The following is an 18,871-nucleotide window of genomic DNA, read 5'->3' on the forward strand; positions in this document are numbered from 1 at the left end:
CAGGCTTTGGAGCGTGGGTAACCCGGCAGGACGCCGGGTTAGCCGCGCTGGGCCAAGGATGGCCCATCGCGGCGGCCCACGGTCCAAAGCCGGAGTGAGGGCACACCGAGCCTAGGCGAGGTGCCGAGTGGTGGGGCAAGAGCGTTTTGCTTACTTTTGCGCTGTTCAAAAGTGAGCCGCTGTAAGAGCGGAACCAATATCAGCCGTTACCTAAAAAATGGACAAACACACTCATTCGGCTCCACATGTCAGGCGTGCATGCGAACCCAAACGCTGACCAAAATCGTAGCCGCCATCAACCACGCCACCGCCGCCACCGCCAGCGAAGCCTCCAGACGCATCCGGTCAACCATCACATACAACGTCGCCAGGTACACAAAGTACGGAATGATCGACCACATCCCGAACACGATGGTGGTCTTCAAATCCTCCACCGACCGACCCTTGCCGACAATGTAATGCGCAATCAACGCGAACGTCGGAAACAGCGGCACCAACCCTGCAATGTAGTAGTTCTTGGTCTTGGCCAGCGCCGCCAGAATCAACACCACCCCCGCACCCAATGCCGCCTTCAACAATAAATCCACAATGCGCTCCTAGTGGCTCAGCCCGTACTTCTTGACCTTATCGAACAACGTGGTCTTGGCCATCCCCAGTTCCTGGCTGGCCTGGGTCAGGTTGCCGCCGCTGCGTTGCAAGGCATCGTTGAGCAGGTTGCGCTCGAACGCCTCCACCGCTTCGGTAAAGGCCAGCCCATGGTTGCCGCTGCTGGCGCCGCTCTTCTTGAACGCCGGCAAACCGAGGGCAAACCGCTCGGCCACGTTGCGCAGTTCACGCACGTTGCCCGGCCAGTCATGGCTCATCAGGCTGGACAGGGTCTGGTTGTCGAGGTCCGGCGCGGTGCGGTCGAAACGCAGCGACGACTGCTGCAGGAAGTGTTCGAACAACTGCAGGATGTCTTCGCGGCGTTCACGCAGCGGCGGCAGTTCCAGGGTCACCACGTTGAGGCGGTAGTACAGGTCGCTGCGAAACTGGTTGGCGCGGCTCAGGTCGTCGAGGTCGGACTTGGTCGCGGCGATCACCCGGCAATCCACCGCCACGCTCTGGTTCGAGCCCAGGCGTTCCAGGGTGCGTTCCTGCAACACCCGCAGCAGCTTGATCTGCAGGTTCATCGGCATGCTTTCCACTTCGTCGAGGAACAGCGTGCCTTCGTGGGCGTGTTCGATCTTGCCGATGCGGCGCTTGCCGGCACCGGTGAACGCGTTGGCTTCGTGGCCGAAGATTTCGCTTTCGAACAGGTTCTCCGGCAGGCCGCCGCAGTTCAAGGCGACGAACTGGTGGGAGTGGCGCCGGCTGAAATCGTGCAGGCAGCGCGCGACCAATTCCTTGCCGGTGCCGGTCTCGCCCTCGATCAACACGTTGGCCGAGGTGTCGGCGACGTTGGCGATCAATTCCCGCAGGTTCTGCATGGCCGGAGAGCGACCGATGATCCGGCCTTCCAGCGAATCGCGCTCGGCCAGTTGCCGGCGCAGCGACCAGACTTCCCGGGCCAAACCGCGTTGTTCCAGGGCGCGGCGGGCTACGTCCACCAGGCGCTCGGGAGAGAAGGGTTTCTCCATGAAGTCATAGGCGCCGTTGCGCATCGCGCCCACGGCCATGGAGATATCGCCGTGGCCGGTGATCAGCACCACCGGCAGGCTTTTATCCAGGGCCTTGAGCCGGGTCAGCAACTCCAGGCCGTCGATACCCGGCAGGCGAATATCGCTGATGACGATGCCGGCGAAGTTTTCACCGACGAGGGTCAGGGCTTCTTCGGCACTGCCCACGCCCACGCTGGGAATGTCTTCCAGGGCCAGGGCTTGCTGGCAGCCGAGCAATACATGGGGGTCGTCTTCGACGATCAGGACGGTCAGGTCGGTGGTTTTTTCTGCGTTCATTTCGACTCGACTTGTTGAGGGCTCGCCAGCGGCAAACTCAGGACAAAGGCAGTACCACCGCTGGCCGGATGCTCGACGGCGAGGTTGCCGCCGGTCGCCGCCGCGAGGCTGGCCGACAGCGTCAGGCCGAGGCCCAGGCCTTGTTCGCCGGGTTTGGTGGTAAAGAACGGTTCGAACAAATGCTTGCGGGTCTCGGGATCAATCCCGTGGCCGTTATCGCGCACCCGCAGGCGATATTTGCCGTCGGCGATGTCGCCTTCCAGCCACAGTTCGGGGGCCGGTTGCGCCTGCATCGCGTCCAGGGCGTTGCCCATCAGGTTGACCAGGATCTGCTCCAGGCGTGTCTGGTCGATCTGCAACTGCGCGCTGCTGAAGTGGCGGTGCACCGTCAGCGGCAGGGTCTCCAGGCGACTGCCGAGGATCTGGAACGTAGCGTCCACGGCCTTGCCCAGATTGGCTTCGCCCTGGTCATCGCCACGCCGGGCAAAGGAGCGCAGGCTGGCGGTGATGCGACCCATGCGGTCGATCAGTTCGTTGATGGTCTTGAGGTTGGCACTGGCGGTGTCCAGCGCCCCACGCTCAAGGAAGCGCACGGTGTTGCCCGACAGGGTACGCAGGGCGGCCAGTGGCTGGTTCAATTCATGGGCGATGCTGGTGGACATCTGGCCGATGGCCGCGAGTTTGCCGGCCTGCACCAGTTCGTCCTGGGCCCGGCGCAAGGTTTCCTCGGCCTGGCGCCGCTCGCGAATCTGGCTCTTGAGCCGCTCGTTGCTGGCCCGCAGGTCGGTGGTGCGTTCGGCAATCCGTCGCTCCAGCTGGTTATTGGCTTCCTGCAGGGCTTCCCGGGCGGCGAGGCGGGTGGCAATCACCTTGCGGCGCTCGTTCCAGGCAATCAGCAGGAATGCCACCAGCGCAAAGGCTACAGCCACCAGGATGCCCTGGTTGATGGCGGCCCGGCGCAGGTCGTTCAGCGGGGTGAGCAGGGTGAAATTCCAGGGGGTGTCGTTCAGTGGGCGGGTCTGGGCCAGGTAGCTGACCTCATGCTCGTCGGCCACCACTTCGCTGTTGGCCGGGAAGGTCAATTTCTCGGTGCCTTCGTTGAGGCGTTCGCGGGCCAGTGGTTCCAGCTCGTTGAGCGTCGCCCAGTAGTATTGCAGGCTGTGGGCGAGGCGGTCCTTGGTGTCATCGCTCAATGGCCGCACGGACTTGAGGCGACGGGCCGGGTCGCTGGAGAGAATGATGATGCCGTTCTCGTCACTGACGAAGGCCTCCAGGCGCGCCCGCTGCCAGCGCTCTTCCAGCGCTTCCAGGCGTACCTTGACCACGGCGACGCCGATGATCTTGCCGTGCTCTTCCAGGCCATGGGCCAGGTAATAGCCGGGTTCGCCGTTGGTGCTGCCGATGCCGTAGAACCGGCCGGGCTGGCCGCGCACGGCATTCTGGAAATAGGCACGGAAGGACAGGTCTTCACCCTGGTAACTGTCGGCATCGCGCCAGTTACTGGTCGCCAGCACACGGCCGGTGGTGTCCATCACGTAGATCGCCCGGCTGCGACTGCGCCGGTTCAGGCCTTCGAGGTAGTCGTTGACGGTTTTGCGGGTTTCTTGATTCGGGTCGGCCAACAGCCTGGAGACGCTGGATTCCAGCTCCAGGAGACTGGGCAGGTAGGTGTATTTGCTGAGTTCGCTCTCGACGGTGCGGGCGTGCAATTCCAGTTGGCGTTCGCCGGTATCGCTGAGGGTGCGGATCCCATAGAACTCGCTGATCCAGAAGCCGACGTAACCCAGTCCGATCATCAGGGCGATGATCAGCGGCGGCAGGAACAATTGGCGAATCAGACGAGGCTTCACGGCAAGTGATGGCGGCGCGGCGCGAAAGAGGTTGGGGTCGCATTTCATCACAGATGCCTTGGGTCAACCAGAGCTGCCAGCTTGCGCGGTCACGTGTGGGAGCTGGCTTGTGTGGGAGCTGGCTTGCCTGCGATTGCATCACCTCGGTGTAACTGTCACATCGAGGCGCCTGCATCGCGGGCAAGCCCGGCTCCCACACAAGCCAGCTCCCACACAAGCCCGGTTTTCACTGGGGAGCAGTGGTGCTTTTAGTGCTGCAGGATTTTCTCGAGGAAGTGCTGCGCACGCTCGGAGCGGGCGCTGATGTCGCCGAAGAATTCCTCTTTCGGGCAGTCTTCGATGATCTTGCCGGCGTCCATGAAGATCACCCGGTCGGCTACCTTGCGGGCGAAACCCATTTCGTGGGTCACGCACATCATGGTCATGCCTTCCTGGGCCAACTGCACCATCACGTCGAGCACTTCGTTGACCATTTCCGGGTCGAGGGCCGAGGTCGGTTCGTCGAACAGCATGACGATCGGGTCCATCGCCAGCGCACGGGCAATCGCCACACGCTGTTGCTGGCCGCCGGAAAGCTGGCCCGGGTGCTTGTGGGCGTGAGCCGACAGGCCGACGCGCTCCAGCAGTTGCAGGCCCTTCTTGGTGGCTTCTTCCTTGCTGCGGCCCAATACCTTGATCTGCGCGATGGTCAGGTTTTCGGTGATGGTCAGGTGCGGAAACAGCTCGAAGTGCTGGAACACCATGCCGACGCGCGAGCGCAGTTTCGGCAGGTTGGTCTTCGGGTCGGCAATGGAGGTGCCATCGACCACCACGTCGCCTTTCTGGAACGGTTCCAGGGCGTTGACGCACTTGATCAGGGTCGATTTGCCCGAGCCGGACGGCCCGCACACCACGATCACTTCGCCTTTTTTAACCTCGGTGCTGCAATCGGTCAGCACCTGGAAGTCGCCATACCACTTGTTGATATTCTTGATAGAGATCATACGGCAAACCTTTTTTGCAGACGCTTGACCAGCAGCGAGGCGGAAAAGCTGATGATGAAGTAGACGACACCGGCGAAGATCAGGAACTCATTGGAGCGGCCGATGATGTCGCCGTTGGAGCGGGCGGAGTTGAGGAAATCCACCAGGCCCACGGTGTAGACCAGCGAGGTGTCCTGGAACAGGATGATCGACTGTTGCAGCAGCAACGGGGTCATCTTGCGGAACGCCTGGGGCAGGATGATCAGGCGCATGGTCTGGCCGTAGGTCATGCCCATCGCTTGCGCCGCGGCCATCTGGCCCTTGGGGATCGACTGCACGCCGGCCCGCACGATTTCGCAGAAGTACGCCGCCTCGAACATCATGAAGGCCACGACGCAGGAGGTGAACGCACCGATCGGGGTGTCTTCGCCGGTGATCCAGCGCAGCACGAACGGCACCGCCAGGTAGAACCAGGTGATCACCAGCAGCAGCGGGATCGAGCGGAAGTAGTTCACGTAGGCGCCGGCCAGGCGCGACAGCAGTTTGCTGGACGACAGGCGCATCAGCGCGAGGATCGTACCCAGGATGATGCCGCCGACCACGCCCATGACCATCAACTGCAAGGTCATGACCATGCCGTTCCACAGGCCCGGGATGGCGGGGATGATGCCGCTGAAATCGAAGTCCATTATTTACCCCCCACGGAGATCAGGCCGGGCACGGCGACTTTCTTCTCGACCACGCGCATCAGCAGCATCAGGCTCATGTTCAGGGTGAAATAGATCAGCGTGGCCAGGGTGAAGGCCTCGAACAGGTTGGCCGAGAACTCGGCGGTCTGTTTGGTTTGCGCCAGCAGTTCCATCAAGCCGATCAGGGACGCCACGGAGGAGTTCTTGAAGACGTTGAGGAATTCCGAGGTAAGCGGCGGAATGATGATCCGGTAGGCCTGGGGCAGCAGCACGTTCCAGTAGATCTGCGGCAGCTTGAAGCCCATGGCGCGTGCGGCGGATTCCTGGCCCCGTGGCAGCGCCTGGATGCCGGTACGCACTTGTTCGCACACACGGGCGGCGGTGAACAGGCCCAGGCACACCACAACGCTCAGGTAGGCCGAGGTGGTCGGGTTGAGGTCTTGTTTGTACCAGTCCTGCAGGTTCTGCGGCAGCAGGTCGGGTATCAGGAAATACCAGATGAACAGCTGAACCAGCAGCGGTACGTTGCGAAACAGTTCCACGTAGCAGGTCGCGATGCCCGATACGATGCGGTTTGGCACGGTGCGCATGACGCCCAGAATGGACCCCAGCAGCAAGGCGATGATCCATGCCACGACGGCGATGGCAATGGTCCAGCCCAAGCCGGCGATGTACCAGTCGAGATAAGTCTCGCTGCCCACGCCGGTGGACTTGAAGAACACGCCCCAGTCCCAGTTGTAATTCATTAGGGTCTCCCCTCGAGATCGATCGATGTACAAGCACCCGCTTGGGGAAGGTCCTTTCCCGCCCGACGGTGAACGCCAGGCACACGCGATCGGCTCGAAAACCGCCAGGTCGAGTGTTCCAAAATTAAAGCCAGCAGGTAGCAACAGACGCCTGAGGGAGGGTTGGCTCCCTCAGGACATAAGCTTAGTCAGGTATCAGATTTTTACGTCAGGCGCTGGCTTGTCGCTTGGGTTGGCGATCAGATCCTTGACCTTGTCGCTCATCGGGAAGTTGAGGTTCAGGCCTTTTGGTGGAATCGGGCTCTCGAACCACTTGCTGTAGATCTTGTTGATCTCGCCGGACTTGTACAGGCCGACGATCGCGTCATCCACGGCCTTCTTGAAGGCTGGGTCGTCTTTGCGAACCATGCAGGCGTAGGCTTCGAAGGACTGTGGAGTACCGGTGATGACCCAGTCGTCCGGCTTCTTGGCCTTGGCTTCTTCACCGGCCAGCAGGGCGTCGTCCATCATGAAGGCAACGGCGCGGCCGCTTTCCAGCATCTGGAAGGATTCGCCGTGGTCCTTGGCGGAGATGACGTTCATGCCCATCTGCTTGTCGGCGTTCATCGCCTTGATGATGCGCTCGGACGTGGTGCCGGCGGTGGTCACGACGTTCTTGCCTTTCAGGTCGGCGAAATCGCTGTAGGACGGCTTGCCTTCCTTGTCTTTCTTGACCAGCAGGCGGGTGCCGATTTCGAAGATATTGACGGTGAAGTCAACCTGCTGGGCGCGTTCGGCGTTGTTGGTGGTGGAGCCGCACTCGATATCCGCGGTGCCGTTCTGGATCAGCGGGATACGGGTTTGCGAGGTGACCAGGTTGTACTTGGTCTTCAGGTCGGGTTTGTTCAGGTCTTTTTTCAGGGCTTCAACGATAGCCAGCTGAATGTCGTGGGAGTAGCCCACGGGTTTGCCCGAACCATCCGCGATATAGGAAAACGGAATGGAGCTGTCGCGGTGAGCGAGAGTGATCGTGCCGGAGTCGTTGATTTTCTTCAGTGTGCCGGTGAGTTCGGCGGCGAAAACTGGAGTGCTGATCAGAGCAGCAGCGATAGCTGCGCCCAGGATATGGGGAACGATGCGCATCAATACTTCCTCGACATTTGTTTTTTTTATGAGACCGGTTGGGACGGCCACGTTTTTATATAAACAGTACTGCGAAAGCCTGTGACGGCTCCTGAGGCGCCTCAGGCAATCGCCTACGAGTGTAGAGCATGAGTCGTGCCAGACCAGAAATAAAAGGTTAACCATATGATTTATATAGAGATTAACTTTGTGTTACGGGTTTTTTCTCCTGTTTGGGTCCGGCAAACCGAATAGGTTGAGCTATGGCGTTCGGAAAACCGAATGGCGGCGTGGGCCTGTATCGCCCATGAAAAAGCCCCGGGAGTGTGGCTCCCGGGGCTTTTGGGTGTGGCTCTGTCAGAACGTATAGTCGGCCGACACCACTGCCGCGCGGCCATCGCCGGGCACTGCCCAACCGTTGTTGCGGATACGGGTGAGGTACTCCTTGTCGAACAGGTTGTTGATGTTCAGCTGCAGGTTCAACTGTTTGTTGACCTTGTAACCGAGCATCGCACGCTGCACCGCATAGCCGGGGGAAGTCGGCGAGTTGGCGGCGCTGACCAGGTACTGCTTGGTTTGCGCCGTAATGCCGTAGCCCACCTGGAAGTCGTAGGGCAGGTCGTACACCGTCCAGATGCTGGCTGCATGTTTGGGGGTGAAGGTCAGCGGCTCGCCTTTCTGCACGTCGATGCCGGTGGTCGCCAGGGTGTAATCGCTGGCGCTGCGCAGCACACGAGTGTTCAGGTAGGTGTAGTTGGCGAAGACTTTCCAGCGGTCAGTAAGTTGGCCGCTCAGGCCCAGCGCCACGCCGTCTGCACGTGCCTTGCCGTCGAGGGTCTGGGTGCCGCTCAGGTTGCTCGGGTCGTTGTCGGCGACTTTATAGTTGGTGCGGTCATTGCGGAAGATCGCGCCCGTCAGCGACAGGGCGTTGTCGAGCAGGTCCCACTTGGTGCCGATCTCATAGCTGACGGCGGTTTCCGGGGAAACATCGCAGTTGTTGGTGGCGATGCTTGAGCTTTTGGCCGGGGTGTAGCAACCCCCATTGACGCTGGCCTGGGACGGCGTCTTGCTGTTGCCGTAGGCGATATAGAGGCTGCCGTTTTCCACCGGTTTGTAGACCAGCGCCAGGCGGTAGGAGGTCAGGTCATCCGCCTGGCCGTAGCGAGTGCCGGGCGTTTCCACGCCAGTGCTGGAATAGGCATTGGTCACCGAGCTGCCGGCGTTGTGCTCGTAACGCAGGCCGCCGTTGATTTCCCACTGTGGGTTGAGCTTGAGCGTGTCGAAGGCATAGGCGGCGCGGTTGTTCAGCGCGCCGTCAATGTGGGCGGCCCGGGTGAAGTTGACGGGGCCGGACCATTCGGAGTTCGGATCGCTGTAGCTGACCGGTGGTGGGACGATGGTGCTGCCGTTGGCGTTGGTCAGCCATTTACCGGTATCCGCCTCGTATTCCTCGCGGCTGATGGCGATGCCGGTCACCAGCGTGTGGTCGATGAACCCGGTGCTGAAGTGGCTGGTGACGTCGGTCTGGTTGGTGAACATCTTGTTCTGGGTGTTGCGCTCGTTACCCAGTGAGCCGCCGCTTGGCTGGAAGTAGCCCGGCTGCAGGCCTGCGGCGCAAGGGGCGCCGGTGATCTGGGTGCCGCTGGCCAGACAGCCGGTCAATGCACCTTCGGGGCCTGAGGCGCGCAGGTCCTGGCGCACCCGCTCGACGCGGGTGAAGTTGCGCACCGAGACGGCGTCGTTGAAGTCGTGTTCGAGCTTCAGGCTGAACGAGTCCGATGTGATTTGCTGGTCATTGATGTTGTGGTAGCCGTAGTAGTCACTCCAACCCACGCCCGGCATGGGCTTGCCGTTGTAGATCGGGATACCGTATTGCGGTGTGTTGTCGTCTTTCTGGTGCTCATAACTGACGGTGACACGTGTCGGCGTTCCCAGGCCAAACGCGATGGAGGGCGCGATGCCCCAGCGTTCGTAATCTTCATAATCGCGGCCAGGCACGTCGTTACCATGGGCCATCAGGTTCAGGCGGAACGCGGTGGTGTCGTTGAGCGTCTGGTTGGTGTCCAGGGTGGTGCGCTTGTAGTTATCGGTGCCGATGCCCGCACTGATGGTGGTTTTGTCGCGTAATTCCGGCTGTTTGCTCACCAGGTTGATGGTGCCACCGACCGCGCCGGAGCCGGAATACACCGAACTTGCGCCGCTGACGACTTCGACCTGCTCCAGGTTGAACGGGTCGGTGCGGCTGTACTGCGCGCTGTCGCGCACGCCGTCCACGTAGATGTCGCCGCTGGCGGAGAAGCCGCGCAGGTTGATGCTGTCGCCATACCCGCTGCCACCTTCGCCGGCCCCGAAGGTGATCCCCGGCACGGTGCTGAGCACGTCGCGCAGGGTCAGCAGGTTCTGGTCATGAATGACTTCCTTGGGCACCACCGTGATGGTCTGCGGCGTGTCGCGCAGGGCCTCGGTGTACTTGGGGGAAGAAGGCGCCACAGGGTTGTAGACGCTCTGGCTCGGGGCCTGGCCTTCGATGCTGGTCGCGCCGAGTTGGATGACCCCTGTGTTGTCTTCTGGTGCGGGCTCCGCCGCGTAACTGAATCCTCCTTGCGCAGCCACTGCCAGGCCCACTGCCGACGCGAGCAAATGCCGCGATGAGAGGGGGGCAGAACTGATGCCGGTAGCCATTGAGTAATCTCTTGTTAGTGTTAGTGAGATGCGATCGTAATTGATAAGCGATCTCAAATGTAATACTTTGTAACCAAATAAATCATGAAACTTTTTGCGGTCCTTGATCGCTACTCGGGGCAGGAATGCAGAGCGCACAGCCAGGCAGCGAGCCCTCGGATATCGGTGATAACCCGCGTGCCTATGTGCGCTGGGTGATGCATGCGGCACAGCTGGGAGATGCCGACGCACAGGCGACCCTGGCCCAGCTGCTGCTCGACGGTCGTGGCGTGCAGAAGGATGAGGCGCTGGGGTTGAGCTGGTTTCGCATCGCTGCGCGGCAGCGTCACCCCATGGCGATCAACATGATCGGGCGCTGCCTGGAGAATGGCTGGGGCTGCGAGGTCGACTTGGAAGACAGTGCGCGGCATTACCGCAAGGCCGCCGATCTGGGGCTGGATTGGGGTTTGTATAACTACGGCCAGTTGCTGACGCGTGGCCGTGGTGTGGAGCGTGACCTTGTCGCGGCATATGAACTGTTCCGCCAGGCTGCGGCCAAGGGGCACGCCAAGTCGATGAACCTGTTGGGTCGGTTCCACCATGAAGGCGTGGTGGTGCCCAAGGATGTTCAACTGGCGCGCCAGTGGTATCAGCGCTCAGCCGAGGCCGGGGATTTCCGCGGGCAATACAACCATGCTGCGGAGCTGGCTCACGACGGCGACGAAGTGCAGGCCTGCCTATGGTTGGAGCGGGCCCTCGCGACGGCCACACCGGGCTTTTTGCAGGCGGCTTATCCCGTGTTGCTGGGCTCAGCCTTCAGCGGGATTCGTGAAATGGGCCTGCGCTATCAGCGTCATCTGCAGGCATGAAAAAGCCCCTGGACCTTTCGGTGCAGGGGCTTTTTTACGTCGGGCTGATCAGGCCGCTTCGATCTTGCCGCGGTTGTGCTCAACCTTGGACAGGTAACGCTGCACGTTCTCCTGCTCCTGCGGCGTGGTGAACAGGCCTAGCTTGCTGCGGCGCCACAGGATGTCCTGGGGCTGAGTGGCCCATTCTTCAGCGCACAGGTAATCGACTTCGCGGGTGTACAGGCCGCCACCGAGGTGGTCACCCATGTCCGCCAGCGATTGCACGCCTTCCAGCAGGCGCCAGGTGCGGCTGCCGTAAGTGGTGGACCAGCGACGGGCAATCTCGCTCGGCACCCAGTCGTATTTGCTACGGATTGCATCGGCCAGGGCTTCTGGCGTGCTCATGTTTTCGCCGCCGGGCAGGGTGGCTGTAGCCGTCCAGCTTGGGCGCATCTGCGTGAAGTAAGGCGCCAGTTGTGCCATCGCCGATTCGGCCAGCTTGCGGTAGGTGGTCAGCTTGCCGCCGAACACCGACAGCAACGGCGCCTCGCCCGAGGTGCCGGACAGCGCCAGGGTGTAGTCGCGAGTCACGGCCGACGGGTTGTCGGACTCGTCGTTGCACAGCGGGCGCACGCCGGAATAGGTGTGCACGATGTCATCGCGGCTCAGTTGTTTCTTGAAGTGCGCGTTGACCACATTGAGCATGTAGTCGGTTTCACCTTCGGTAATCGCCACTTTCGCCGGGTCGCCGGTGTATTCGCGGTCGGTGGTGCCGATGATGGTCAGGTGGTTCAGGTACGGAATGGTGAAGACGATACGCTGGTCTTCGTTCTGCAGGATGTGCGCGTGGGCGCCTTCATACAGCTTCGGTACGATCAGGTGGCTGCCCTGGATCAGACGGATGCCGTAGGGCGAATCCAGCTTCAAGTCATCCTTGATGAACTTGGCCACCCACGGGCCGGCGGCGTTCACCAGCGCTCGGGCGCGGATCGAGAACAGGCTGCCGTCGGCACGTTCCATGTTCATTTCCCACAGGCCTTTGCTGCGGTGTGCGCTGACGCAACGGGTCTGGGTGTGGATGTGCGCACCCTTTTCCCGCGCAGCCATGGCGTTGAGTACTACAAGGCGGGCGTCGTCGACCCAGCAATCGGAGTATTCGAAGCCTTTGGTGATTTCGCTTTTCAGCGGACTGTCGGGGCCGAACTTGAGGCTCTTGGAGCCTTCGAGTTTTTCCCGCTTGCCCAGATGGTCATACAGGAACAGGCCGGCGCGAATCATCCATGCCGGACGCAGGTGCGGGCGGTGGGGCAATACAAAGCGCATCTGCTTGACGATGTGCGGGGCCTTGGCCAACAGCACCTCACGTTCAGCCAGGGCTTCGCGCACCAGGCGGAATTCGTAATGCTCCAGGTAACGCAGGCCACCGTGGATCAGCTTGCTGCTCGCGGAGGAAGTGTGGCTGGCCAGGTCGTCCTTTTCGCAAAGGAATACCGACAAACCGCGACCGGCTGCGTCTGCTGCAATCCCGACGCCATTGATCCCGCCACCGATAACGGCGACGTCATAGACTTCGGCAAGCGGTGGGGCAGGCAAGGTAGAAGGGTTCATCGGCTGGCCTCGCAATCTTTTTCGTATTGGAATTCGAACATAAATGTTCATTTGCGAAAATGGTAGCTTATAAACGCAGGTACAGCCAGCCCGCTTCGATTGAAAATACTGATCGAAGGGCGAAGAAAGGAAAATTTGTGAACATCAGGGGGCAGGACACCCCCTGTATAGGCTTACACCACTTCCAGCCGAATCTTGTGCTGATTCAGCAACTGCACCAGTGCCGGGACCGGCTGCTGATCGGTGACTAAACAATCAATCAAACTGATGGGTCCCAGGCGAATCATGGCGTTGCGCCCGAATTTGCTGGAGTCCGCCGCCAGGATCACCTTGCGCGCATTGGCAATGATCGCCTGGGAAACCCGTACTTCCTGATAATCGAAGTCCAGAAGGCTGCCGTCTTCATCGATACCGCTGATGCCCACCAAGGCGAAATCGACCTTGAACTGGTTGATGAAATCAACGCTGGCCTGGCCTACCACACCGCCATCCCGGCGCACGTTGCCGCCGGTCAGGAGTACGTCGAAGTCGTCTTTGGCACTCAGCATCATGGCGACGTTGAGGTTATTGGTGATGATTTTCAGGTGGCTGTGGTTAAGCAGCGCACGCGCGATCGATTCGGTGGTGGTACCGATGTTGATAAACAGCGAGGCGTGATCGGGGATTTGCGCGGCGATGGCTTCGCCGATGCGCTGTTTTTCGTCGCGCATCTGGTCGGCACGCATGGCGTACGCGGTGTTTTCAACGCTGGAATCATAGGCTGCGCCGCCATGGTAGCGGCGCAACAGATTGGCTTCCGCCAGTTGATTGATATCGCGGCGGATGGTTTGCGGGGTGACAACGAAGAGCTGCGCCATTTCCTCGATACTCACATAGCCGCGTTCGCGAACCAGTTCGAGGATTTGTTGCTGGCGGGGAGGCAGATTCATGGTGCGTCCTTTGGGCTGCCGTAAAAAGTGGCCCATGATGACGCAGGAATCTGCTCCCTGCCAGTTACAACCCTATGCGCGTCCGGCGCTTGGCTTATTCAGCGCCTTCGTGGGGTTCCCAGTCGCGGGTGCGGCTGACTGCTTTCTGCCAGCCGGCGTAGAGTTTTTCCTTCGCTGCTTCTTCCAACTGAGGTTCGAATTGACGCTCGATTACCGCCTTGCCACGCAGTTCGTCCAGGCTGCCCCAGAAACCGCACGCCAGGCCGGCCAGGTAGGCGGCGCCCAACGCGGTGGTTTCGCGCATTTGTGGGCGTTCAACCTGGGTACCGAGGATGTCGGCCTGGAACTGCATCAGGAAGTTGTTGGCGACCGCGCCACCGTCTACCCGCAGGGATTTGAGGCGTTCGCCGGAATCCTGCTGCATGGCATCGAGTACGTCACGGGTCTGGTAGGCAATCGACTCCAGGGCTGCACGGATGATGTGATCCACGCGTACGCCACGGGTCAGTCCGAACAGCGCGCCACGGGCATACGGGTCCCAGTACGGAGCGCCCAGGCCGGTGAAGGCTGGCACCAGGTACACGCCGTTGCTGTCCTTGACCTTGCCGGCGAAGTATTCGGTGTCGGTGGCATCGGCGATGATCTTCAACTCATCACGCAGCCATTGCACGGTGGAACCGCCGTTGAACACGGCGCCTTCCAGGGCGTAGGCCACTTCGCCACGCGGGCCGCAGGCGATGGTGGTGAGCATGCCGTGCTTGGATTTCACCGCCTTGTCGCCGGTGTTCATCAGCAGGAAGCAGCCGGTGCCGTAGGTGTTTTTCGCCTGGCCCGGTTCTACGCACATTTGGCCAAACAGCGCCGCCTGCTGGTCACCGGCGATACCGCCGATGGCGATACCGCTTTTGGTGCGACCATAGATTTCCGAGGAAGACTTCACTTCCGGCAGCATTTCGCGCGGCACGTCGAGAATCTCCAGCATCTTGGCATCCCACTCCAGCGTGTGGATGTTGAAGAGCATGGTGCGCGAGGCGTTGGTGTAGTCGGTGACGTGGGTCTTGCCGCCGGTAAATTTCCAGATCAGCCAGCTGTCGATGGTGCCGAACAGCAGCTCGCCGTTACGCGCACGTTCGCGACTGCCTTCGACGTTGTCGAGGATCCACTTGAGCTTGGTGCCGGAGAAGTACGGATCGGTGACCAGGCCGGTGGTGTCGTTGATGTATTGTTCGTGGCCGTCGCGCTTGAGCTGCTGGCAGATCTCGGTGCTGCGGCGGCATTGCCAGACGATCGCGTTGTAGATCGGGCGGCCGGTGATTTTGTCCCAGACCACGGTGGTTTCACGCTGGTTGGTGATACCGATGGCCGCGACCTGGTCATGGTGCAGGCCGGCTTGTGCCAGGGCCTCGACCATCACCGCGCTCTGGGTAGCGAAAATCTCCATCGGGTCATGTTCGACCCAGCCGGCTTGCGGGTAATGCTGAGTGAATTCACGCTGGGCGGTGCAGACCACGTTGGCGTCACGATCGAAGATGATCGCCCGGGAACTGGTGGTGCCCTGATCGAGGGCAATGATGTAGTTCTTATTCTGAATGTCGGTCATGTCGATTGCCTTGGACGGAGAATAGGGAAGTCAGTAAACAGCCTGGGCCGCAAAAGGGCAGTACGGTCCAGGCTATCGCATCAGGAAGTACGGGTTTTGGCGGTGGCAGCCGCTTCGGTTGCATCAGTTGTAGCAGGTGCGGCGCTGGGCAGGTGACGGGCAATCAGCCCGCGATAGGCGGCAGCACCGAGGCAGGCGCCGACAATCGGCGCAAAGATCGGAATCAGGAAGTAAGGAATGTCGCGCCCGCCAGTGAAAGCCATTTCACCCCAACCGGCGAAAAAGGTCATCAGCTTGGGGCCGAAGTCACGGGCCGGGTTCATCGCAAAGCCGGTCAGCGGGCCCATGGCACTGCCGATCACGGCAATCAGCAAACCAATCAGCAGCGGCGCCAACGGGCCGCGGGGCAGGCCGTTGTTGTCATCGGTCAGGGCCATGATCACGCCCATCAGGATCGCGGTGATGACCATTTCCACCAGGAACGCCTGGGCCGTGCCCAGCAGCGGATGCGGGTAGGTGGAGAACACCGACGCCAATTCCAGGCTGGCCTGGGTGCCGCGAATCATGTGGTGAGTTTGTTCGTAATCGAAAAACAGGTTGCTGTAGAGCGTGTAAACCAACGCGGCCGAACAGAAGGCCCCGGCGACCTGGGCGATGATGTAGAACGGCAGTTTGCGCTTGTCGAAATCGGCAAAGATGCACAGCGCGATACTGACCGCCGGATTCAGGTGAGCCCCGGAAATACCGGCGCTCAGGTAGATCGCCATGCTGACGCCGATCCCCCAGATGATACTGATTTCCCACAACCCAAAGCTGGCACCCGCGACCTTGAGCGCAGCAACACATCCGGTACCGAAGAAGATCAGCAACGCAGTGCCCAGGAATTCGGCCATGCATTGACTTGAAAGTGAAGGCTGTTGAAGAGCAGTTGTCATGGAAAACCTCTGTTTTTGTTGTTGTCTGGCGTTTTGCCGCAACGGGCAATCGGCGATTTTCACCGTGGCGAGGATCCCCATCCTGTTCGCGGCTTACTGCTGTGAATCCGTAGGTGCATTCCTACAGTATTCGTAAACGAAAAAATATAGACAAGAATGACGGCTGTCAAAGGTCGAAAGTGAACGATCGGTCATTTTGTAATTATTGGTGTGATGAATGATCGTGCCGTGGGCGCGGGAAGCGGCAGGGAAGGTGCGCGTGAGCGGGTGGCAGAGGGCTTCGGACTAGAGCCTTTTGCTTGTTGTTGGCCTAGAATTGGCTGTCTGTTTTTTCACCTTTTTGCCAAGCCTGGAGCCCACATGACGCCCGCATTGGACCTGTTGAAAAAAGTTCGCGCCGAACATCGAATTCACAGTTACGAACATGACCCCAAGGCAGCGTCCTATGGTCTGGAGGCCGCGGAAAAATTGGGCCTGGACCCGGCGCAGGTGTTCAAGACCCTGCTGGCCAGCAGTGAAAAAGCCGAGCTGTTGGTGGCGGTTGTGCCGGTCGTCGGAAGTTTGGATTTAAAGGCGTTGGCGCAGGCGGCAGGGGTAAAAAAGGTCGAGATGGCAGACCCGGCAGCGGCGCAACGGGCCACCGGTTACTTGTTGGGCGGCATCAGCCCGCTGGGGCAGAAGAAACGCCTGCGCACCTTCATCGATGTGACGGCGCAGTCGTTTCCGACAATTTTTATCAGTGCGGGGAGAAGGGGGCTTGAGGTGGAGTTGGCAGCGACAGTGCTGGCCGAACACACCCAGGCCAAGTTCGCGGAAATTGGCCGGGCGTGATGCGTTGACGTCAGGAGGCGGTGCTGTAGCGGCGAACGCCTGACTCAACCTGAGGGATTTGTGCTGCGGTGCTGCCTGAGGCCTGGAACAACACCAGGTGCTCGGCTGCCACGCGAATGCCCACGTCGGCACCGACCTGGTGATCGGCGTGGCTGGGGAAGATCGACTCCAACTGAGCGCCTGTCGGCAGCTGCAAGCGATACAGGGTCGACGCGCCGAGGAACGTCTTGCCGACAATCCGCGCCTTCAAGGCGCTGTCCGGTGCATAAACGATGTCGTCCGGGCGCAGCAACACATCCACCGCGCCGCCGGTTGGCCAGGTGTAGGCACGATTGCCGCGCAACTCCCCCAGTTCGGTGGTAACCGATTCCGGCGTGTTCAACTGCCCGCGAATGAAGTAACCCTGGCCAATGAAGCTGGCGACAAAGGGTGTCAGCGGTTCGTGATAGAGGTTGTAGGGCGTATCCCACTGCTCCAGGCGACCCTCCTTGAACACGCCGACATGGTCACTCACTGCGAAGGCTTCTTCCTGGTCGTGGGTCACCAGAATCGCACTGGTGCCCCGCGCCTTGAGGATATCGCGTACTTCGTGGCTGAGTTTGCGCCGCAGTTCGCCGTCGAGGTTGGAGAAGGGTTCGTCCAGCAGCAACAATTGCGGTTCCGGCGCCAGGGCGCGAGCTAGGGCGACGCGTTGCTGCTGGCCGCCCGAGAGTTCGTGGGGGAAGCGCTTGCCGAGGTTCTTCAGGTTCACCAGTTCTAGCAATTCAGCGACCACACGCTCTTTTTGCGGGTGCTTGCGAATGCCGAAGGCGATGTTGTCAGCCACGCTGAGGTGTGGAAACAGCGCGTAGTCCTGGAACACCATGCCGATCCGACGTTTCTCCGGGGCCAGTGTGAAACCGGCGCTGGAAATGACTTCGCCTGCCAGGCTGATCTCGCCTTCATGCACCGGCTCAAACCCGGCAATCGCTCGCAGGGTGGTGGTCTTGCCGCAGCCCGAGGAGCCCAGCAGGCAACCGATGTCGCCGGCGTTGAGGTGCAGATTGAGGTTCTGCACCACCCGTTGGTCTTGATAGCCGCATGCCAGATTGCGCAGGTTCAGCAGTAGTGGCTGGCTCATGCAGGACGGTACGCCGGCGCAACCAGAAACTCGAGCAGGGCTTTTTGTGCGTGCAGGCGGTTTTCCGCCTGGGCCCAGGCTACTGAACGTTGATCGTCCAGCAGGTCGAGACTGATTTCTTCGCCACGGTGGGCGGGCAGGCAGTGCATGAACAGCACGTCCGGCGCGGCCAGGTCGAGCAGGGCGCGGGTGACCTGGAACGGGGCGAAGAGCTTGAGGCGCTTGGCGGTTTCCTCTTCCTGGCCCATGGAGGTCCACACGTCGGTGCTCACCAGGTGTGCGCCGATGACCGCCTCACGCGGGTCGCGGACGATGGTCACGCGGTCGCCGGCCTGGGCCAGGAAACGTGCATCCGGCTCGTAGCCTTCAGGGCAGGCAACGCGCAATTTGAAGTCGAACTGGATCGCCGCTTCTATATAGCTGTTGCACATGTTGTTGCCGTCGCCGATCCAGGCCACGGTCTTGCCCTGGATCGAGCCGCGCTGTTCGAGGAAGGTTTGCATGTCGGCCAGCAACTGGCAGGGGTGCAGGTCATCGGACAGGCCGTTGATCACGGGCACTCGGGAGTTGGCGGCAAATTCGGTCAGGGTGCTGTGGGCGAAGGTACGGATCATCACCGCATCCAGCATGCTCGACATCACGATCGCGCAATCGCTGATCGGCTCGCCACGGCCCAGTTGGGTATCGCGAGGTGACAGGAAGATAGCCTGGCCGCCGAGCTGAATCATGCCGGCTTCGAAAGACACGCGGGTGCGGGTGGACGACTTCTCGAAAATCATCCCGAGCACGCGGCCTTTCAAAGGCTCGAACAGTACGCCGCGGTTACGCAGGTCTTTAAGCTCAATGCCTCGACGGAGCACGCTGACCAGCTCTTCGGGCGTGCAATCCATCAGGGAGAGAAAGTGCCTTGCGCTCATCATTAACTACCTTTTTGCAACAGACCGCAGATACTCAAAGCCTGGTTTATTTTGAAAACGGGCGAGACCTGCGGCGAAAGCCGCACGGGGCGACGAAATAGGGGAAGGCGCGATCTTATAATTAAATGTCGCGTCTT

16 protein-coding genes are annotated in these 18,871 nt (G+C 60.7%); 2 read left to right on the plus strand and 14 right to left on the minus strand.

Features of this window, described 5'->3' with window-relative positions; genetic code table 11:
- Positions 1-248 precede the first annotated feature (248 nt).
- The 8 genes from ACW9I6_RS03930 to ACW9I6_RS03965 all read right to left on the minus strand — a co-directional run bounded on the left by ACW9I6_RS03930 (position 249) and on the right by ACW9I6_RS03965 (position 9,967).
- On the minus strand, positions 249-578 hold the full coding sequence (locus tag ACW9I6_RS03930; protein ID WP_174717800.1) for a GlpM family protein: 330 nt from the start codon (positions 576-578) through the stop codon (positions 249-251).
- Positions 579-596: 18 nt separating this feature from the next.
- On the minus strand, positions 597-1,937 hold the full coding sequence (gene aauR, locus ACW9I6_RS03935) for a two-component response regulator AauR (protein WP_003208736.1): 1,341 nt from the start codon (positions 1,935-1,937) through the stop codon (positions 597-599).
- On the minus strand, positions 1,934-3,835 hold the full coding sequence (aauS, locus tag ACW9I6_RS03940; protein WP_003208735.1) for a two-component sensor histidine kinase AauS: 1,902 nt from the start codon (positions 3,833-3,835) through the stop codon (positions 1,934-1,936). The genes aauR and aauS overlap by 4 nt, the downstream gene beginning before the upstream one ends.
- A gap of 200 nt (positions 3,836-4,035) precedes the next feature.
- Positions 4,036-4,770, minus strand: coding sequence for an amino acid ABC transporter ATP-binding protein (locus ACW9I6_RS03945; protein WP_003208734.1), 735 nt, complete (start codon positions 4,768-4,770; stop codon positions 4,036-4,038).
- Complete coding sequence (locus ACW9I6_RS03950; protein WP_003208733.1) at positions 4,767-5,438, minus strand: amino acid ABC transporter permease; 672 nt, start codon at positions 5,436-5,438, stop codon at positions 4,767-4,769. The genes ACW9I6_RS03945 and ACW9I6_RS03950 overlap by 4 nt, the downstream gene beginning before the upstream one ends.
- Positions 5,438-6,184, minus strand: coding sequence for an amino acid ABC transporter permease (locus ACW9I6_RS03955; RefSeq protein WP_003208731.1), 747 nt, complete (start codon positions 6,182-6,184; stop codon positions 5,438-5,440). Before ACW9I6_RS03955 ends, ACW9I6_RS03950 begins: the two co-directional genes overlap by 1 nt.
- A 195-nt stretch (positions 6,185-6,379) precedes the next feature.
- Positions 6,380-7,306, minus strand: coding sequence for a glutamate/aspartate ABC transporter substrate-binding protein (locus ACW9I6_RS03960; RefSeq protein WP_008433481.1), 927 nt, complete (start codon positions 7,304-7,306; stop codon positions 6,380-6,382).
- A 336-nt stretch (positions 7,307-7,642) separates the two neighbouring features.
- Complete coding sequence (locus ACW9I6_RS03965; RefSeq protein WP_457338918.1) at positions 7,643-9,967, minus strand: TonB-dependent receptor; 2,325 nt, start codon at positions 9,965-9,967, stop codon at positions 7,643-7,645.
- 125 nt (positions 9,968-10,092) lie between these two features.
- On the opposite strand from ACW9I6_RS03965, the gene ACW9I6_RS03970 reads away from it, so the two are divergent.
- Positions 10,093-10,815, plus strand: a complete 723-nt coding sequence (locus tag ACW9I6_RS03970) for a tetratricopeptide repeat protein (RefSeq protein WP_003208726.1) — start codon at positions 10,093-10,095, stop codon at positions 10,813-10,815.
- A 48-nt stretch (positions 10,816-10,863) separates the two neighbouring features.
- On the opposite strand, the gene glpD is transcribed toward ACW9I6_RS03970, so the two are convergent.
- The 4 genes from glpD to ACW9I6_RS03990 all read right to left on the minus strand — a co-directional run bounded on the left by glpD (position 10,864) and on the right by ACW9I6_RS03990 (position 15,866).
- Positions 10,864-12,402, minus strand: a complete 1,539-nt coding sequence (gene glpD, locus ACW9I6_RS03975; protein ID WP_008433488.1) for a glycerol-3-phosphate dehydrogenase — start codon at positions 12,400-12,402, stop codon at positions 10,864-10,866.
- Positions 12,403-12,575: 173 nt separating this feature from the next.
- Positions 12,576-13,331, minus strand: coding sequence for a DeoR/GlpR family transcriptional regulator (locus ACW9I6_RS03980; protein ID WP_003208723.1), 756 nt, complete (start codon positions 13,329-13,331; stop codon positions 12,576-12,578).
- A 94-nt stretch (positions 13,332-13,425) separates the two neighbouring features.
- A complete protein-coding gene (gene glpK / locus ACW9I6_RS03985; protein WP_003208721.1) occupies positions 13,426-14,931 on the minus strand; it encodes a glycerol kinase GlpK in 1,506 nt (501 codons plus the stop codon).
- An 80-nt stretch (positions 14,932-15,011) separates the two neighbouring features.
- Positions 15,012-15,866 carry an MIP/aquaporin family protein gene (locus tag ACW9I6_RS03990; RefSeq protein ID WP_008433490.1) on the minus strand — a complete coding sequence of 285 codons (855 nt, stop codon included), beginning with the start codon at positions 15,864-15,866 and terminating at the stop codon, positions 15,012-15,014.
- Between the two features lie 360 nt (positions 15,867-16,226).
- Between ACW9I6_RS03990 and ybaK the strand changes: the two genes are divergently transcribed.
- Positions 16,227-16,697, plus strand: a complete 471-nt coding sequence (gene ybaK / locus ACW9I6_RS03995; RefSeq protein WP_003208718.1) for a Cys-tRNA(Pro) deacylase — start codon at positions 16,227-16,229, stop codon at positions 16,695-16,697.
- 10 nt (positions 16,698-16,707) lie between these two features.
- Here the strand turns inward: ybaK and ACW9I6_RS04000 are convergent, their stop codons facing one another.
- Together ACW9I6_RS04000 and argF are read right to left on the minus strand one after the other, a co-directional pair.
- Entirely contained in the window at positions 16,708-17,817 is a 1,110-nt protein-coding gene (locus tag ACW9I6_RS04000) for an ABC transporter ATP-binding protein (RefSeq protein WP_457338919.1), read from the minus strand.
- Complete coding sequence (gene argF / locus ACW9I6_RS04005; protein ID WP_457338920.1) at positions 17,814-18,734, minus strand: ornithine carbamoyltransferase; 921 nt, start codon at positions 18,732-18,734, stop codon at positions 17,814-17,816. The genes ACW9I6_RS04000 and argF overlap by 4 nt, the downstream gene beginning before the upstream one ends.
- Positions 18,735-18,871: the final 137 nt, after the last annotated feature.

The sequence above is a fragment of the Pseudomonas sp. SDO5522_S412 genome (assembly GCF_054071215.1).

Coding starts and splice junctions, on each gene's coding strand:
- ACW9I6_RS03990 (WP_008433490.1), bottom strand. CDS start 15,866: ATGACAACTGCTCTTCAACAGCCTTCACTTTCAAGTCAATGCATGGCC.
- aauR (WP_003208736.1), bottom strand. CDS start 1,937: ATGAACGCAGAAAAAACCACCGACCTGACCGTCCTGATCGTCGAAGAC.
- ACW9I6_RS03950 (WP_003208733.1), bottom strand. CDS start 5,438: ATGGACTTCGATTTCAGCGGCATCATCCCCGCCATCCCGGGCCTGTGG.
- glpK (WP_003208721.1), bottom strand. CDS start 14,931: ATGACCGACATTCAGAATAAGAACTACATCATTGCCCTCGATCAGGGC.
- argF (WP_457338920.1), bottom strand. CDS start 18,734: ATGAGCGCAAGGCACTTTCTCTCCCTGATGGATTGCACGCCCGAAGAG.
- ACW9I6_RS03945 (WP_003208734.1), bottom strand. CDS start 4,770: ATGATCTCTATCAAGAATATCAACAAGTGGTATGGCGACTTCCAGGTG.
- ACW9I6_RS03955 (WP_003208731.1), bottom strand. CDS start 6,184: ATGAATTACAACTGGGACTGGGGCGTGTTCTTCAAGTCCACCGGCGTG.
- ACW9I6_RS03965 (WP_457338918.1), bottom strand. CDS start 9,967: ATGGCTACCGGCATCAGTTCTGCCCCCCTCTCATCGCGGCATTTGCTC.
- ACW9I6_RS03960 (WP_008433481.1), bottom strand. CDS start 7,306: ATGCGCATCGTTCCCCATATCCTGGGCGCAGCTATCGCTGCTGCTCTG.
- ACW9I6_RS03980 (WP_003208723.1), bottom strand. CDS start 13,331: ATGAATCTGCCTCCCCGCCAGCAACAAATCCTCGAACTGGTTCGCGAA.
- glpD (WP_008433488.1), bottom strand. CDS start 12,402: ATGAACCCTTCTACCTTGCCTGCCCCACCGCTTGCCGAAGTCTATGAC.
- ybaK (WP_003208718.1), top strand. CDS start 16,227: ATGACGCCCGCATTGGACCTGTTGAAAAAAGTTCGCGCCGAACATCGA.
- aauS (WP_003208735.1), bottom strand. CDS start 3,835: ATGAAATGCGACCCCAACCTCTTTCGCGCCGCGCCGCCATCACTTGCC.
- ACW9I6_RS04000 (WP_457338919.1), bottom strand. CDS start 17,817: ATGAGCCAGCCACTACTGCTGAACCTGCGCAATCTGGCATGCGGCTAT.
- ACW9I6_RS03970 (WP_003208726.1), top strand. CDS start 10,093: ATGCAGAGCGCACAGCCAGGCAGCGAGCCCTCGGATATCGGTGATAAC.